Below are 15,538 nucleotides of genomic sequence, written 5' to 3' on the forward strand. Positions count from 1 at the left end.
GCGCGCCCAATGCGCCGAGAACGGCCGATGCTACTGCGATTACGATTTTGAGGAGCTTGTCCCACCAGGTTGATTTTGTTGACATAATAATTGGGGTTAAGTTAAGTAAATACGCATAATCGGCTTATACTATCTTGATATAAACTGGTTTTCAATATTTACTTATGGGTTATTTATAATAATGAAGATTGATTGAAATGTTATCAGGGGATAGGGGTACGGACGGGCAGACGGCCTTTCAATAACGGGATAAGGCTTGAAATCCGTTCTGCCCCGTCTTTACCCTGTTTCAGCCCGGCGGGTTCTTAGCCCAACGGATTTTCTTCTTCTCCGCTGTTTCCGCCGCCGTTGCCACCGCCGCCGTTACCGTCGCCTGTCTCTCCGTCCATTGCCGCCTGCACATCGAGAAATTCAATCTTCTCCCCTGCACGCGTAGACGTCAGATTCGGTTTCACACTGCTCGAAGCCCGAAAGTTAATCTTCACCGTCCTGATATTCTTGGATGTACAATCCTTTACATCCGCCACTCCCGCCGAGTGCGCCGAAAGGCTGAACACGCCGAACTCCTGAATATTTACCGAATGACCGTTATACAACGCCGTCCGCATCGCTTCCACGAAGTTCGTCAGCACACTCTTGATATCCCCGTAAGAAAGGGAACTTTTCTCTTTCATCTCGTACGCGATACTCTCCAGCGTCATTGTCTGACCCATCGTAACGAGGCGGGGATGAAACACTATCTCGGAATTTTTATTCTTCGGGTCTTTCCGATAACCCACTTTCTTAAATGGTACTGCCATAGTAAATTGAGAATTGAGAATTAAAAATTAAAAAATAGGGAGACTGAGCCGGGGTGCGCAATTGGCGGTTAACCATACCCTCTCTTGTTCCGTAGGACAAAGATACGGAAGTACGCACCGCTGTTTTGTCGTACATGGGTGCGGCGGTATATGTATGTCGATAGTTGGATTTCAAGTGATTATAATGTGCGGTTCGCTTCCGTAGTCCGTATTTTTTCCGTATATTTGAGGTATATCCGAGAGATGGCTCAAACAAAAAAAACAGTAATCATAAAACGTTTAAAATCATAACAAAGAGATGGAGAATCATTGCATTGAAGAACCTTTCATTATCCGTTCTTACAGAAAGTCGGAGTTGGCGCACTTATATAATCCCGATATGCCGCTTGTGCCCGCCATGCGCAAGATGAGGTATTGGATACAAAGAAATCCCGAACTGTACGAGGCCATGTACAGGTCGGGAGAAGCAAGGGGAGACCACCGCTATACGAGGCGGCAGGTGAGGCTGATTGTAGAGACGCTGGGAGAGCCGTAAGGCTTCTATAAATCTGTAATTATTCTATTGAATTAATTCTATCATGAGCTTTCAGTATTCGGTTCAATACCGACATTCTTGTATGATAGCCTATGTCGCCAATCCCGTTTGCCGTACATCAAACGGAAGTTGCAACATAGGCAGAACTTTTTTTGATATACACTCTATTGCCGGAAGTTACGCTCCACCTCGTCCGACTGGAACTTCACCACTTCATACTCCGTACTGCCCTGACCGTTCGTACGCGTCGCAAAACCATACTTCTCGAGCGCCTGCACCAGCTCCTGCTGCGTCTGCCGGTTCACCTGCACCTTACCGTAAATCGTAAGATGGGTAAGGATGGCGGAAGCGGGCATCCACTGAACAGACAAATCCTCTGCCTGAGGACGGCGGAAAAAGACGAACAGGTTCTCTTCCACCGGGTCCTTCATCCGGTGACGCTCGTTATGAATGTTCAGCCCGTCTATCTCGTCGCCCTCGTACCAATACCGGAATCCGCTGCCCAGCAGCGACATAGCCTGCGAATACACCCCCTGATAATTCACGGGGCGACGATAATCCACCGAAAGCACCGATGAGGGCAGGAAACGCCGGTTGCCGTCGATGTCCTGCAAGCACTGACGCTTGTTGGTACTCGCGATGAACGAGGCATGCCGCGCGAAGCAGAAAGCCTGCGTATCGTACACCTTGCGCTGCGTCACGCTCTCCTGCGTGATGATACGCTTCAGCCCCGCAAGGTCGGCCGCCTTCACACCCTGAAACTCTTCCATGTTGATGAGATAGCGGGTGGAAAGCAGCAGCATGTCGTCCTTGCTGTCCGGACATATCATGCCCGTGTGGTAGTACTCGCGCCACTGGGGCGGAAGCAGACGGCTTATCCACGTGCTCTTGCCCTTGCCCTGACCGCCGAAAAGTATCAGCACGAGCTGGTTCACCTTCTTCTCGTACAGCGCGCAGGCCACCGAGCCCACCAGCCAGCGGCGGAAACTCTCGCGCCAGAACTTCCCGTCTTCCGTCCGTACGGTATCGGCCAGCTCGCCGATGTAGTCCGTTACGCCGTCCCACGGGGGAAGATTGAGCAGATAGTCCTCAAAGGGATTGAACGCCGTGGCGTAGTCGGAGTCGACAATGGCCTTCAGCGTGTTCAGGGAGCAGTTGATGCCGTCCGTCAGCAGGCTTACGTAGATGGAGTTCAAATCCTTGCTCCGCAGGGGGCTGAAGACGGGAGAAGCGGTAAGGGAGTCCGTCCCGCACGCACCGTCCTGCTCGCAGAACTCCAGACGATCCAGCACCGTATTGCGGCGGAAGCGGTAGCGAAGCGAAAGGAAATCCATGACGCGGCTGACGACGGGAACCTTGTCCTCTTTCGCCTTCTCGGCCGCACAGGTCTTGCTCACGTACAGGTAGGCGTTACCGATAGCCCCCGCAACGTCCAGGTCGTCCTGCCGGAAGTCGCGTTCGGCAAGGAGCACGGCAACTTCCTGAGGGATGTCCTTGCGGAAGCAGCGGTTGCCCAGTATGAAGAGGAAATTGTCACGGTTGCCCTTACGGAAAACCTCGGAACGGCGGGTGGTGTTGAGCGCCTTTTTATACTCCATGAGATGCCAGGGGGCTATTTCGGCAGACAGGGCGGAAGCGTCGTCACGCCGCGGCCTGTCACTCTTCTTGCCCTGCAATGTTCCGTTACCCGCCGTTTCGTCCGGCAGTCCGTTACCCGTCCTCTCACCCGGCAGTTTCCCCGTCAGCCCGTCTTCCGCCGACTTATCCCCCGTCCCTTTCTTCTTCCTCTCCGTCTTCCCGGGCACGAGCACCCGGGTCGTCACTTCCTCAATCTCCCCCAGCAGAGCCGTATTCAGATACGCCTGCGCATCGAACGAAGCGAAGAAGCCCCTACCGATATCCTTACCGCTCACGTCCACCGGAAGTCCGATGAGGCGCTCCACGTACAGGCGGGCGGCCTCGTACATCAGCGCATGATGATTCTCAAGCTCCGCGTACGTGATGAAAGGCACGGAGAAGGTCATCTTGCGCAGACGGCGGGCATACGCCGTGCGCAGGTAAAGGAAGATTTTGAAGCCGTGCCGCTTGGGCGTGAGGAAGCACGCCACAACGTCGGCGTCGGCCTCAAGCAAACGGCGGACGGCATCCACACGGTCGTCCGCCAACTCGTCCACGTCCACGGTGATGACGGGGTTGTAGCGAAGCAGGCTGTAAGGCTGCCGCAAGGCGGAGTAGTTTCCCGTGAGCGTAAAAAAAGGGAGCTGCTTCTTGATGGCGTTCGCTTTGGAGAGGTCGCCCAGACGCAACTGCTGCTCCACTTTCCGAACCGTATGGAAGTAGGCGCCGTTGCGGATGTTGGTTATCACAGTAGTCAGGTTCGTTTCGCCGGAAACGGTGGAGAAGCCGCTGTAAGCGGTAATCATGAGGTCTTTCATCGATGTTTGTTTTAGTTTGCCCTATCGGCGGGAACAAAGATAAGCGTACGCTCCCGGATACGAAAATAGTCCTCTCCACAGGAAAGGACTATCCGCTTCACTTATTTCGGACGCTCATCGGACGCGCCCTGCTCCTCTTTCGGGAAAAGACGGGCAAGGGTATTGTACAGCGCCGTTTCGATGGACTGCTCCTTCATCTCCGAACTGCGGTCGCGGTCTTTCTCCACAAAGCAGAACGCGTGCAGAATATGAGCCCAGCCCCTCACCTCACGGCTTATACTTAAATCAGGACATCCCGCCGCCTGATGGCCGTGTATCTGGCAGGCAACGGCCTCGAACAGAAGCTGTTTGCCCGTATCCACGTGCACCTTGCCGTCAAGCATCAGGTCAATCCCCGTAACGATGCGGGATACGTCAAGCTTTTCATCCTTCGAAACAAACACATAACGGTCGCAATCTACAAACTCCGCTTTTTAAAAATAGCACTTTTCATACTCTTTTCTCTTTTTTCGTTTAACATTTAAAGGCTTCAATTAATATTAACAGGCAAATTTAAACATTTATTAAACGCGGGCAAAACAATCGCCGGAAACTTGTTGAGAATAAAAAAAATCGCCGACACCGTGAAGAAAGGCAGGAGGGTATATCCCCCTCTCTAATGAATCGGCGATTTTTCTCAGAAAAAAAAGAAAGAATACGCCCGTGCGTGCGCACACGCGCATGTACTATATATATGAAACTTGTATCATCAGGGAAAAGTTGTAAAGAACAGAGAAATAACGGCGGTGAGTGTTGTAACGAAAATTCAACGAAAACGGAGGTGTTTTTTAAACGTACGTTTGATAAACACAAAGATACGCATACTTTTCATAATACCAAATTATTTTGATAATATTAATTTCGGATGACAGCAAAATAATTTTTCAATATGTTGTGGAACAGACGCTTACATCCGAAATAAAAATAGTACTCTGACAAAGGAATAAGTATAAAGGGCGGGGCTGAAAGAGAGCCCCGAAAAGGTGTTTTTCAGACGTACGTTTAATAAACAATTTGCCCTGAAAAGCAAGCAAACAAGCAAACAAACAAATAACATTTATGAACCTGAAACTTTTGTTAATCATTGGGTTTATGCAGGTACTGCCTTTTCCGATATATTCACAGGAAGCGCGAGAGACAAAAAAAGAGGTCTTCAGCGCCGATACCGAACAAAAGACAGAACTCGTACTGCATTTCCGCTTCGACCGCTCAATGGTCGACTACGGATATCGTGACAATAACCGGATACTTGCCGCCATGCACAAAATCTTCGCAGACAGCCTGTGTGTATCCCGGATAGATTCCGTGTGCATACAAGCCTTTTCCTCACCCGAAGGAGACGCCGATTACAACCGGCGTCTCGCTCTGCGACGCGCACAGGCCGTCAAAGGGTATCTGGTCTGGAAATACCCCGGACTGAACCAGTACCGCATCCGTACCTCTGCGCAGGCGGAAAGTTGGGATGCCCTGCGTGATGTCGCACTGAACGACACGCTCCTGCCCTGCCGGGACGAAATATTGCAGATATTGAAGCTGAATACAGGCGAAAAACGGAAAGAGGCTCTCTTGAAGAAGCTGAATACAGGTATTCCGTATCGGCATATAAGCCAATGGATTTTGCCTGAACTGAGAAACGCATCTATATGCACCGTCTATATGCGGCCGCTAAGGCATGCACAGCAGGGTAGCAGGCTTGTAGCAGATGCTCAGGGTAATAACATGAAAGAGTACCAAAAGGCAGACGGAGCAGAGATTACAGATGATACGGAAGTCGTAAACGGTGTAAGAGTTGAGAAAGGCAATGACACAAACGCAAACGGTACAGAAGTTATAAACGGTGTAAGAGTTGCAAAAGGCGATGATACAAATGCTAACGGTACAGAAGTTATAAACGATGTAAGAGTTACGAAAGGTAATGATACAAACGCTAACGGAACAGAAGTTATAAACGGTGTAAGAGTTACGAAAGATAATGATACAAACGCAAACGGTACAGAAGTCATAAACGGTGTAAGGGTTGCGAAAGGCAATGACACAAACCCTGACGGAACAAAAAACATAAACGGTGTAAGAGTTGCGAAAGGCAATGATACAAACGCTAATGGTACAGAACTAACAGACAACACAGAAATCACCGGTAGCACGCAAGTAACAGGCAATACCCCAACAAAAGGCAGCGCCAACGCAATAGCACCCGGTAAATCCCGCCGTCGCCCCCTCTTCGCGGTAAAAACCAATCTCCTCTTTGATGCGGCGCTCATGCCCAACATCGAGCTGGAAGTCCCCATAGGCAAACGCTGGTCGCTCAACGGAGAATACATGTTCCCCTGGTGGCTGATAAACGATGACAGATACTGCCTGCAAATACTCATGGGCGGGCTGGAAGTCCGTTACCGGCCGGGCAAAAGGAGCGGACGCGACGTACTCACCGGACATTTCATCGGCCTCTACGCGGGCGGTGGAAAATACGACCTGCAATGGGACAAGAACGGCTATCAGGGAGAATTCTTCATTGCCGCCGGAGTGAGCTACGGCTACGCCCACAGCATCGCCCGCAATCTCCGACTGGAATACAACATCGGCATCGGAATGCTCCGAACCGACTATCGCCACTACCACTCCCGAGACAACCACCGGACCCTGCTCTGGCAGGAAAACGGCGAGTACACCTGGCTGGGCCCCACAAAACTGAAAATATCACTCGTTTGGCTGATTACAGGAAAAAACAAAAAATAAAAGAATATGCTATCCCCTCTGACTCAAATAGCAATAACATTGTTGCACGACATCGCCATGCACGAACCGCATGAAGCGATAGGCCACTGCACCTCTCCCGAAGAGCTGCGATACATATACACACGCCTCGAACAGAAAGGAATGATATGCCGCAAGGAAAAGGCAACCGAAAAGGCAAACGAAAAAGCAGCCGAAGATGCCGGCGCCGATACATACACCACCTGTTCCTACAAGTTGTGCCGACCGCTATGCGAAATCTCCCTGCTCGAAGTGCTCGAAGCCATAAACGGACACCTGAACTGCAACCACCCCACATCCGAAGCGTTCTACACCCGCTACGGAAAGATGGCGCAGAAACTGGGAGTGGTCAACTATATTACAAGGCTCTATCTGTCGGAAATAAAACTGATAGATTGTTAATACTAAAACACAGAAATAAATGAAGAATACAGTTTTGTTTTTGCTACTGCCGCTCTGGCTGGCGTCCTGCGAACGAAGGGAACTGACCTTCTATACGGAGGCCGAAATAACCGTGACGGCCGACTGGAGCCGTGCCGACCAGCAGGAAGAAAACCAATACGGAGCCACCCTGATTTTCTATCCGCAGGACGGAGGCACACCGCGCGTCGTACTGATGGGAGACCGTACGCAAACTACCGTACGCCTGCCCGATGGACGCTACGACGCCATACTATTCAACCGTTCGTTCGACGAGTTCGGCACAATGGCCTTCCGGGGACAGGAGCAACTGCACACCCTCGAAGCCTACGCCCTGCAAACGGAGACGCGCTACGGAACGAAAATCATCACCGCGGCGCCCGGCAAGCTGGCTTCTGCCGTGATACGCGACTTCGAAGTGACGGACAACATGCTGGGCAACTACGCCCCGGCCGGAGCACGCAGCATGGCCGACTGTCCCGACGGAAACTGCCGGCTGCAATTCACTCCCCTGCCCCTCACCCGCAAGGTGAAAGTAAAGCTGCACATCACGGGCATCAACAACATCAAGCAGGCCACGTGCCAACTCAGCGGCGTGCCCCTCTCCGTCTACCTGCACGACGGCAGCACAACCCATGCCGAAAAAGGCGTGCAGGAGTTTGAAGTAGAGGACATCACCCCGGACGAGGACTTCGCCGCCAACGGCACGCTCAGCGGCACCATCCACCTCTTCGGACTGCCCTCTACCGAAGAAGTGCAAATCAAGGTAAGAGCCTTGTTGAAAGACAACACCACCGTTATAGAGCGCGAAGTGGAGAACATCGAAGCGAACGAAGAGGCGGACGGCAGCGGCGTCACCACCCTGCATATAGAAGCCGACATCACCGAACCTCTGCCCGACGTGACCATCTCGGAAGACTCCGGATTCAACGCCAATGTAGACGAATGGGGACAAGAGAACGATACAGAGATTCCGATTTAAGAAATACGGCTCATCAACCTAAAGACGCAAAGCTAAAGATACAAATTTAAAGATATAATTTATCAATCTAAAAACAACATTCAGTTATGAAAGCAAAGAGTTTATTCTCACTGGCCATCATCTTAATGGCCTTGGCAGGATGTTCGGAAAATGAGATTACCGAACAGAACCCGGACGCCAACAAGCCTATCGGGTTCGACACCTACACCACGGCGCAAGCCCGTGGAGCGGAAAACGGGCTTCCCGCTGTAAAGACTTCCGGCTTCGGGGTGATGGCGTACCAGACCAACGGAGCTTACAGCACCGCCGGAGCAAAGTCCGAATTCATGAACAACCAGAAAGTGACATGGAACAGCAGCGGCAACGCATGGGTATACAGCCCCGTAAAATTCTGGCCGGCAGACGCCAACGACAAAATCTCGTTCTTCGCCTACGCCCCCTATGCGGGCAGCAACGGCATCACACCGGTGTCCGCCGACGCAAGCAACAACCCGAAAGTAAAATTTGAGCTGCAAACCAACCAAAAGAATATGGTAGACCTGGTAGTATCCGATCCTACGGACGGTTCCAACAATACGATGGACAAGAATTCGACTTCGGGCACGGTAAACTTCAAGTTCCTGCACCCGCTGACCAGAGTGGCCATGGAAGCCAAAACGGGTACGGACATCAGCGCCAACACCGACACAAAGGTATTCATCACAGGCGTATCGCTGATACATACCAGCAAGCTGAACAGCAAGGGTACGCTGGACATGAAAACCCTGACGTGGGCAAGCAATACGTCGGATTATCTGGCATCTCCTTATGCGCTGACGGCAGCCTCATCCAACGGCATATTGAACCTGACGGCAGCCAACTTCGCAGGCTACACCACAAGCTCCATCGACATATCTTCCGCCGGAACAACCGCCACATCGCTATTCCCCGCCAATGAATACCTGTTCCTGCTCCCGGTGAGCAATGCCACAGGCACAGCCGTAGCCGGTGATGTACAGGTAAAAATCGCATACGACATGGTGAACAAGACAGGTGCCGCTACCCACACCAAATCCTCGGTGGAAAAGACAGTGAACCTGCCTGCCGGTGTTTTCAAGAAAGGCACAGCCCAAAAATTCACTTTCACGGTGAGCCTGAACGCCATCTCCTTCAACGTAACTACCGTAGAAGGCTGGGGAACGGAAAGCGACACACCCGTAACCGTTCAATAACCCGATGTAACGAAACGATAATAAGACGATTTCCCATCGCCCGGTCAAGGTTGAATGTCCTTCTCCGGGCACACAACAAACTTTTTCAGTAAAAGAAGCAAGCAATGAATATGACGAGAAGAATGAAAGGCGTGTACATCCTTATTCCGCTGCTGTGTACCCTGTACGCCGGCTGCGACAGCAAGGACGAAAGCCTTATGTCCACCCGGGAGATTGGTTTCTCCACCACCGTAGCAAGCAGTGAAGCGGAACCCGGCACACGTGCCGAAGCCACCACCGACAACCTTACGGAAATGGGTGTATTCGCCTACTTTACGGGCACAGGTAACTTCAGCAACGGCAGTTCCACTCCCAACCACCTGTACAACCAATCGGTGAAGAAAACGGGCGGCGTCTGGACGTACAGCCCCGTAAGGTATTGGCCTGCCAACGCCAACGAGAAAGTATCATTCTTCGCTTACGCGCCCCATACCGCCGCCGTTTCCGGCAACGCCAACGACAAGATACGGATAGCGAAGCCCACCGCCTTCAACGCCCCGGGCAGACCCGTTATCAGCTATTCCGCCCCCAAAGGGGAACTCGACCTGCTGCTCTCGACAGGCGTAACGGACTGTGCTAATACTCATGGCCCCGTGCAGTTCACCATGAAGCACGCCATGACCAAGGTGGTCTTTAAAGTAAAGACGGGCGGCAGTGACTCCAAAACCATAACCGGTATCAGCACCGAGTGCGCCTCATCGGCCGACTTCAGCATAAACGACGCCAACACCGCGGTCACCGCGGAGAACATCGGTACAAGCAAAAGCACTTGCACGGCCACCGTCAGCATAGCGGTCGACGGCACGGCAAAGACCGTAAAAGAATTCTTCCTGATACCCTCGCACCCGAACGATACGAAGGTGACGCTGACCTATGCCGATGGAAGCGGCTCCACAACCGTAACAGCCACCCTGCCCAATGTCACCCCCAACGACTGGCTGTCCGGCAAAGCCATAGGCTACACCCTGACGATACAAAACAACCAGATAACCGCCATCACGGTGAACTCCGACATAACATGGGATGAACTGAAAGTCCCTATCCCTTCCGACACCGACTATGACTATATCATAGCCACCGCCGAAGACCTCGCCCAATTCCGCAATGATGTGAATAACGGAAAAATCCGTCCCGCCAAAGCTTTACAAGTGGCGGACATCGACATACAAGACCTCGCTACCTCGAAATACTTCTCCAACGATGTCACCGACTGGACACCGATAGGATATAAAGTAGAGTTTCAAGGAGTATACAACGGGAACGGACATACCATAAAAAATTTAAAGATAAAAACCGGAAAGACAAGCCAGGGTATCGGCCTTTTCGGACAGGTAATCGAGTCTCTGCTGGTGGGTATAAATCTGCGCGACGCAGATATAACGGTCGGGTCTCCTATAACCTACACAGGAACACTGGCAGGAACGGTCGACCAAGAGACGCAAGTAAACTATTGTTCCGCCACCGGAAAAATCAGGAAAGTTCCATGTAATGCCGACGGCGGCCAGCCGTACATAACAGGCGGGCTGATAGGAGATGCAAAGGATGCTTCAATAATCTTATGCCATGCCAATGTAGATATAGGGGAAGGAGGTATTTACAATCACACCTCGTCAGCCGCCATGAATGCCTGCACCATAGGAGGATTAGTGGGCTACATGTCAACAAACAAAAGCAGAATCGCATCCTGTTGGTCTTCAGGCAATATTAAGTTGGGACCTATTCCCGCAAACGCCGGGTATATTGTCACAGTCGGCGGATTTTTAGGCGGCGATGCCCATAGCGGCGATATTTACGGTTCCTATTCTTTAGGAAGCATAGCACTCTCTTTCAGCGGAATGGCCAGCAGCGGTGACACCAGAACAGTAAACGCAGGCGGTTTTATAGGCACTGTCAACGCTATTCTGTGTACGTCTTGTTATAGTTATACGCCACTTTCCCTTACGTACCCCGATATAGATTCGCAGGGTAATATAGGTACTGTTAATTTCGGCGGTTTTACACCCCTAGATTATTCGACATTCAGATACTGCTATGGAGACGGCTCGGTGCTGCCCAGAACAAGCTATTTCAATTATAAAATAAGCTGCTATGAGTTCTCCGATAGCCCGAATTCAACATCTTATTCCTGCAATACATTAGGCGGGAAAACGGTACAAGAAATTCTCAGACCAAGCAGCAAGATTAGATCATCCAAAACATTCAGATGCGCCAAGTACGACTCTTCCATCAATGCATACTATACGATGCCCCCGATGCTTTACATCATAAATTGGGACAGCGATAATTTCTGGAAGCAGACTCCGGCCGATCCGACATACCCCGAAATAAACTATTATGTAGATATGACGTCGTTATAGGCGTTATGTCTTTGCAGATACCATGTCTTTATCCTAAAAACAGCGTAACGATGAAAAAGCATATTTTACATATCCCATACAGTAAACGCAGCGTATGCAATGATGTACACGGCATACACTGTGTACATAACACATTCCGTACACGCAACACGAGCCGTATACACAATCTATTCATATGGTGCGGCATAGGCCTGTTATGGCTCTGTACCGCCTGCACGGAACAGGACGAGTTTTCCGCCGCCATCTTGCAACCTCTCACCTTCATCATAGACGAGCCCCTGCCCTTTCAGGAAATGACAGCAGGCAGCGGCAACACCGCCGCTCAGCCGTCAGGCAGGGACGACTCGCATGCACGTCCCCATACCCGTATCGCGGATTCGGGCGAAACCGTGTCCTGGGAGAATAACGACAAGATATATCTCGCCGCAGCAATAACCGTCAGCACAAGTACCACGTACGCCTACTCCACCGCCACATACAACGGCAGTACAAAAAAATGGAGCGCGCTCACCCCGCCCATCTCCGCCCCGGCAGGCGCCAACGTCAATGTGGAAGCAATCTACGCCAAAGGTACGCTGTCCGGTAACACCATGACTCTTGCGGACAACAGCATCATAATGAAAGCGAGTACCAAAAACATTAAGGTCACAGCCCCTGCCGAACCCATAAATCTAACCTTTCTGAGCACGCAGGTACGGGTGGAAGTAGCCGGAATGGACAATGGCATTACCCCCACTTCCAGCCTTGCAAATATTCCCCAAAGCATAGACATACAGCCCGCCAAAGGCAGTTTCAGCATCACCACCGCCAGTAAAACGGATTTCATTTCCGACAACGGAGTGTATTACGTATTTCCCGGTGAAATAAACCTTGCAACATCCAATCATAAGGTCATAGCCCTAACCAACACCCGAGTCAACAGCTCCTATTTTCTTGACATGAGCGGCAGAGGCGGCCACGTCCGTCCCGACGGAGATATCCATGTAGGCGACTACTATTACAGCGACGGCACCTGGAGCGACGGTGGCTACCGGCTACTGACGGACGGCACCTGCCTGCAAGAAAACGTACCGCCCCTCGTAGGGAAAACATGTATCGGCATCGTATTCGCCGTAGGCCATTCAGATTATGATACATCCAACTACAGAAACACCGGCATCCGTCAGGATAAATGCCAGGCCTATGTGATAGCTTTAAAAGACGCAGGCGCTGAATGCCGGTGGGGCGTCCCCGGCCCTGTTGTAGGATGCAGTGTATCCAACAACGGCTCCTATCCCGAAAAAGACTGGAGCGGATATTTATATACCAAAAAAATCGATGATTATGCCACTGCTAACGGCTCAGGACTCGATCCTGAAAACTTTGACGGATACCCGGCCACTTATTATGCCAAAATAGCCTATGAAACGCAAGTAGCAGCCCCAGCGACAAGCAGCGGCTGGTTCCTGCCCGCCATCGGACAATTGTATGAAATTTGGCAGCAGAAGGATTTATTACACAACATTATTCCCAGCCATAGACGGTACTGGTCGTCTTCGGAAGATAGCGCGAATACAAGTTTGTCCGTACTGGTATTAGATGTAGCAGCCACTCCCGTAAGCCAACGAATATCAAGCCTTAACAAACATGACCGCTATTCAGACCCTAACGGCACGTATTCCTGGGCGATTTTGGCTTTTTAGTCCATTATAGCGTGAGGCTGATATGACATGTACTGAGGTTGCTGTGGGAGTAGCAGGGGATGAGTGGGGAGAGAGAAATAAAGGTAGTAAAATAAGAACAAAGATAAAGGCAGAGATGAAGGACAAAGATAGAGAAACAGAAAAGAGAGAATAAGATAATATTGTCAAACTTTCAAGGACATATTATTCTGTCATTCAGAACGGAGTGAAGAATCTCTTCTCCTGCTATATACGAAAGAGGGATTCTTCATCGCAAGCTCCTCTGAAGACAGCATGATATATCCTTGAAAGTTTGACAACATTATTTATTAGGAATCAGCGTATTCATTTATCCCCATAATGTCCTTTGGTTGAAATAATCGTCACCGTCACCACCTCTTCTTCAACGGTATAAATAATTCTATTAAATTTATCTATTCTCCTACTCCAATACCTGGAAAGATTGCCTTTCAATGCTTCTACTTGTCCCGTCCCTGTGGTAGGATATTCTATCATCTCTATAAGTAGTTTTTCTATTTTAGATTTTCAACGGTTTGACACAACCGTTTGAGAGATAAACATTTAACTGAATATTTGAGAAATCAAAGTAACGACTTAGCAACTGTTCGATTTTCTGTGTTTTGCGGTGCTATGCTGTCAAATAACTCATTGCAAAGATAGAATATTTTTGTGGATTTTAAGCATATATTCCCATAAATAAATTCCATCTTTTAAGAGTACAGGCTGAAAAATCAGCAATAATCATCAATAGAGTCTCCACCTTTCCATTCTAAGCCCTGTGCAATAGTAAATTGCTTTTCTGCACCTTCTTTTGTAAAGAACGTGCGCCCTGTGTGAATAAATAGACCATTTTCATAGGTGACTTTTGCAAGTGCATAGCGTTTGATAGCACCCTCACCTTCAGACGACTCTGTCATTACATATAGGTCTTGTTTGTCTACGGAAAATCCACTAGTTATTATCAATGATGCCCCATATTGATTTTGAGAAAAGATAATTCCTTCTTTTAGGTTTTCGGCATAGGTGGCAAGTGGATTATCACCGACCATTTGTGGAGTACAAGGAAATTCAGAAGGTGTACGCCAGTCGCGTTGTGCTGCTCCGGGTGTTAATGACATAGTATAGTCTGGTTCTTCCGATATTTCTTCAATATGATTATGCTTTGTAGATAACGGTTGATAAATCCACTCTCCCATTGAGCCACCTGATGGTTGTTTATCGCTCGCAGCCCATTTTAACAGATTTTTTAAACACTGGTCTCCCTCATCTTTAGTAACAGTCCGCATCCATCCGAAACCTGTGTCGGACTGAATCATATCCCGATATTTTTCGGGATTGGCGAGAAATTCCTCTGCACTACAACCACAGATATATTCAATCTTCTTTCGTGAAATAGGATTTAACAATACGTTTTCAAGTCTTGTAAGCCAGCGTAAGTTTTCTATCCGATTGTTCTGACGATTAGTATCTATATGGTCAACAACATAAACCTTCGTATCCTTAACCCCATAAAACGCCATTGCCACAATAATATGAACACGTGCCGAGCCAATCTCCATATATCCAGTTTTGCTGTTGGGTTTACCGAAAGTCCATTGACAATCAGTTGGTCGCGGTTTCTTTCCTTCACGAGGGTGACGCCATACCGCTCCATTATCACGAACAGAGTATCGTTCGTCTTTGTAAATGCACTCTTCTTCTCGGGTATAGTCATTGACATTTGTTTTCATATCACATCTTCCTAAATAGTTTATTTTTTAGGGAATAAGCCTTCTAAGGCTCGTTTAATGGCTTGACGGATGTCATCTGCTTCTGTTTCACCTTGTCCTTCCGCAGTACAAGAACATATCATTTGTTGTGTTTCGGCAGATATAAATTGGATTGTTACTTCAATAGTATATCCCAACCCTCTATTCCGTCTGCCACTTTCGCCATAATTTACAATCAGGGTTTCTTTGGATAACTCTGATTTAAGTTCAGGCAATATTACAAATCCCTCCTTAATTAATACTCCTGCAATAACATCGCTTGGATTAACACTTTTCATTGTCGAAGACCCATATATTCCATATTGCCCACCATACGTTCCACCACTGCTAGATGTTAGCTCTTTTGTGGGAGAAATATATGCATACTTAAACGTATCAATAGGAGCATTCTTGACAATTACGGGTAATCGAAGTGGAGCACAGCTTACTAACATTAAAATACTACAGATCACAAAAAATACTTTTTTTATCGCACTCATACGCTATTAGTTTTATATCCTCCAGCTACCACAAAA

At 49.3% G+C, this 15,538-nt stretch carries 15 protein-coding genes; 8 read left to right on the forward strand and 7 right to left on the reverse strand.

Features of this window, described 5'->3' with window-relative positions; all coding sequences use genetic code 11:
- Together BUB52_RS15770 and BUB52_RS11565 are read right to left on the reverse strand one after the other, a co-directional pair.
- Positions 1-85 (reverse strand): smalltalk protein (locus BUB52_RS15770; RefSeq protein ID WP_175546684.1); only part of this gene is annotated, 85 nt, incomplete at its 3' end.
- Between the two features lie 220 nt (positions 86-305).
- On the reverse strand, positions 306-800 hold the full coding sequence (locus BUB52_RS11565; RefSeq protein ID WP_009120814.1) for an HU family DNA-binding protein: 495 nt from the start codon (positions 798-800) through the stop codon (positions 306-308).
- A gap of 298 nt (positions 801-1,098) precedes the next feature.
- On the opposite strand from BUB52_RS11565, the gene BUB52_RS11570 reads away from it, so the two are divergent.
- The gene (locus BUB52_RS11570) at positions 1,099-1,335 is read left to right on the forward strand and encodes a DUF4248 domain-containing protein (protein ID WP_009120811.1); all 237 of its coding nucleotides are present in this window, start codon (positions 1,099-1,101) and stop codon (positions 1,333-1,335) included.
- A gap of 164 nt (positions 1,336-1,499) precedes the next feature.
- Here the strand turns inward: BUB52_RS11570 and BUB52_RS11575 are convergent, their stop codons facing one another.
- Positions 1,500-3,770: a VapE domain-containing protein gene (locus BUB52_RS11575; protein WP_039950246.1), complete on the reverse strand. Its 2,271-nt coding sequence runs from the start codon at positions 3,768-3,770 to the stop codon at positions 1,500-1,502.
- Positions 3,771-3,871: 101 nt separating this feature from the next.
- Entirely contained in the window at positions 3,872-4,213 is a 342-nt protein-coding gene (locus tag BUB52_RS11580; RefSeq protein ID WP_009120808.1) for a hypothetical protein, read from the reverse strand.
- A 655-nt stretch (positions 4,214-4,868) separates the two neighbouring features.
- Between BUB52_RS11580 and BUB52_RS15890 the strand changes: the two genes are divergently transcribed.
- From BUB52_RS15890 to BUB52_RS15950, 7 genes are all read left to right on the forward strand, one after another.
- A complete protein-coding gene (locus BUB52_RS15890; RefSeq protein ID WP_009120805.1) occupies positions 4,869-6,545 on the forward strand; it encodes a DUF3575 domain-containing protein in 1,677 nt (558 codons plus the stop codon).
- Positions 6,546-6,551: 6 nt separating this feature from the next.
- Positions 6,552-6,965 carry a helix-turn-helix domain-containing protein gene (locus BUB52_RS11595; protein ID WP_009120804.1) on the forward strand — a complete coding sequence of 138 codons (414 nt, stop codon included), beginning with the start codon at positions 6,552-6,554 and terminating at the stop codon, positions 6,963-6,965.
- Between the two features lie 19 nt (positions 6,966-6,984).
- Positions 6,985-7,965, forward strand: a complete 981-nt coding sequence (locus BUB52_RS11600) for a DUF5119 domain-containing protein (RefSeq protein ID WP_009120803.1) — start codon at positions 6,985-6,987, stop codon at positions 7,963-7,965.
- 86 nt (positions 7,966-8,051) lie between these two features.
- Positions 8,052-9,176: a fimbrillin family protein gene (locus BUB52_RS11605; protein WP_009120802.1), complete on the forward strand. Its 1,125-nt coding sequence runs from the start codon at positions 8,052-8,054 to the stop codon at positions 9,174-9,176.
- Positions 9,177-9,280: 104 nt separating this feature from the next.
- Positions 9,281-11,572 (forward strand): fimbrillin family protein, encoded by a 2,292-nt coding sequence (locus tag BUB52_RS11610; protein WP_009120801.1) that lies wholly within the window; start codon positions 9,281-9,283, stop codon positions 11,570-11,572.
- Between the two features lie 50 nt (positions 11,573-11,622).
- The gene (locus BUB52_RS11615) at positions 11,623-13,254 is read left to right on the forward strand and encodes a hypothetical protein (RefSeq protein WP_009120800.1); all 1,632 of its coding nucleotides are present in this window, start codon (positions 11,623-11,625) and stop codon (positions 13,252-13,254) included.
- 22 nt (positions 13,255-13,276) lie between these two features.
- Positions 13,277-13,408, forward strand: coding sequence for a hypothetical protein (locus BUB52_RS15950; RefSeq protein WP_009120799.1), 132 nt, complete (start codon positions 13,277-13,279; stop codon positions 13,406-13,408).
- A 170-nt stretch (positions 13,409-13,578) separates the two neighbouring features.
- On the opposite strand, the gene BUB52_RS11620 is transcribed toward BUB52_RS15950, so the two are convergent.
- From BUB52_RS11620 to BUB52_RS11630, 3 genes are all read right to left on the reverse strand, one after another.
- Positions 13,579-13,770: a type II toxin-antitoxin system YoeB family toxin gene (locus tag BUB52_RS11620; protein WP_394363703.1), complete on the reverse strand. Its 192-nt coding sequence runs from the start codon at positions 13,768-13,770 to the stop codon at positions 13,579-13,581.
- A 215-nt stretch (positions 13,771-13,985) separates the two neighbouring features.
- Complete coding sequence (locus BUB52_RS11625; protein ID WP_009120797.1) at positions 13,986-14,984, reverse strand: HNH endonuclease signature motif containing protein; 999 nt, start codon at positions 14,982-14,984, stop codon at positions 13,986-13,988.
- Positions 14,985-15,004: 20 nt separating this feature from the next.
- Positions 15,005-15,502 (reverse strand): hypothetical protein, encoded by a 498-nt coding sequence (locus BUB52_RS11630; RefSeq protein ID WP_009120796.1) that lies wholly within the window; start codon positions 15,500-15,502, stop codon positions 15,005-15,007.
- Between the last annotated feature and the right edge of the window lie 36 nt (positions 15,503-15,538).

The sequence above is a fragment of the Bacteroides clarus YIT 12056 genome (assembly GCF_900129655.1).
Taxonomy (GTDB): Bacteria; Bacteroidota; Bacteroidia; order Bacteroidales; family Bacteroidaceae; genus Bacteroides; species Bacteroides clarus.

Bases quoted from the DNA above. Each gene is read 5' to 3' on its own strand.
- BUB52_RS11565 (WP_009120814.1), bottom strand. From the start codon at position 800: ATGGCAGTACCATTTAAGAAAGTGGGTTATCGGAAAGACCCGAAGAAT.
- BUB52_RS11570 (WP_009120811.1), top strand. From the start codon at position 1,099: ATGGAGAATCATTGCATTGAAGAACCTTTCATTATCCGTTCTTACAGA.
- BUB52_RS11575 (WP_039950246.1), bottom strand. From the start codon at position 3,770: ATGAAAGACCTCATGATTACCGCTTACAGCGGCTTCTCCACCGTTTCC.
- BUB52_RS15890 (WP_009120805.1), top strand. From the start codon at position 4,869: ATGAACCTGAAACTTTTGTTAATCATTGGGTTTATGCAGGTACTGCCT.
- BUB52_RS11595 (WP_009120804.1), top strand. From the start codon at position 6,552: ATGCTATCCCCTCTGACTCAAATAGCAATAACATTGTTGCACGACATC.
- BUB52_RS11600 (WP_009120803.1), top strand. From the start codon at position 6,985: ATGAAGAATACAGTTTTGTTTTTGCTACTGCCGCTCTGGCTGGCGTCC.
- BUB52_RS11605 (WP_009120802.1), top strand. From the start codon at position 8,052: ATGAAAGCAAAGAGTTTATTCTCACTGGCCATCATCTTAATGGCCTTG.
- BUB52_RS11610 (WP_009120801.1), top strand. From the start codon at position 9,281: ATGAATATGACGAGAAGAATGAAAGGCGTGTACATCCTTATTCCGCTG.
- BUB52_RS11615 (WP_009120800.1), top strand. From the start codon at position 11,623: ATGAAAAAGCATATTTTACATATCCCATACAGTAAACGCAGCGTATGC.
- BUB52_RS15950 (WP_009120799.1), top strand. From the start codon at position 13,277: ATGACATGTACTGAGGTTGCTGTGGGAGTAGCAGGGGATGAGTGGGGA.
- BUB52_RS11625 (WP_009120797.1), bottom strand. From the start codon at position 14,984: ATGAAAACAAATGTCAATGACTATACCCGAGAAGAAGAGTGCATTTAC.
- BUB52_RS11630 (WP_009120796.1), bottom strand. From the start codon at position 15,502: ATGAGTGCGATAAAAAAAGTATTTTTTGTGATCTGTAGTATTTTAATG.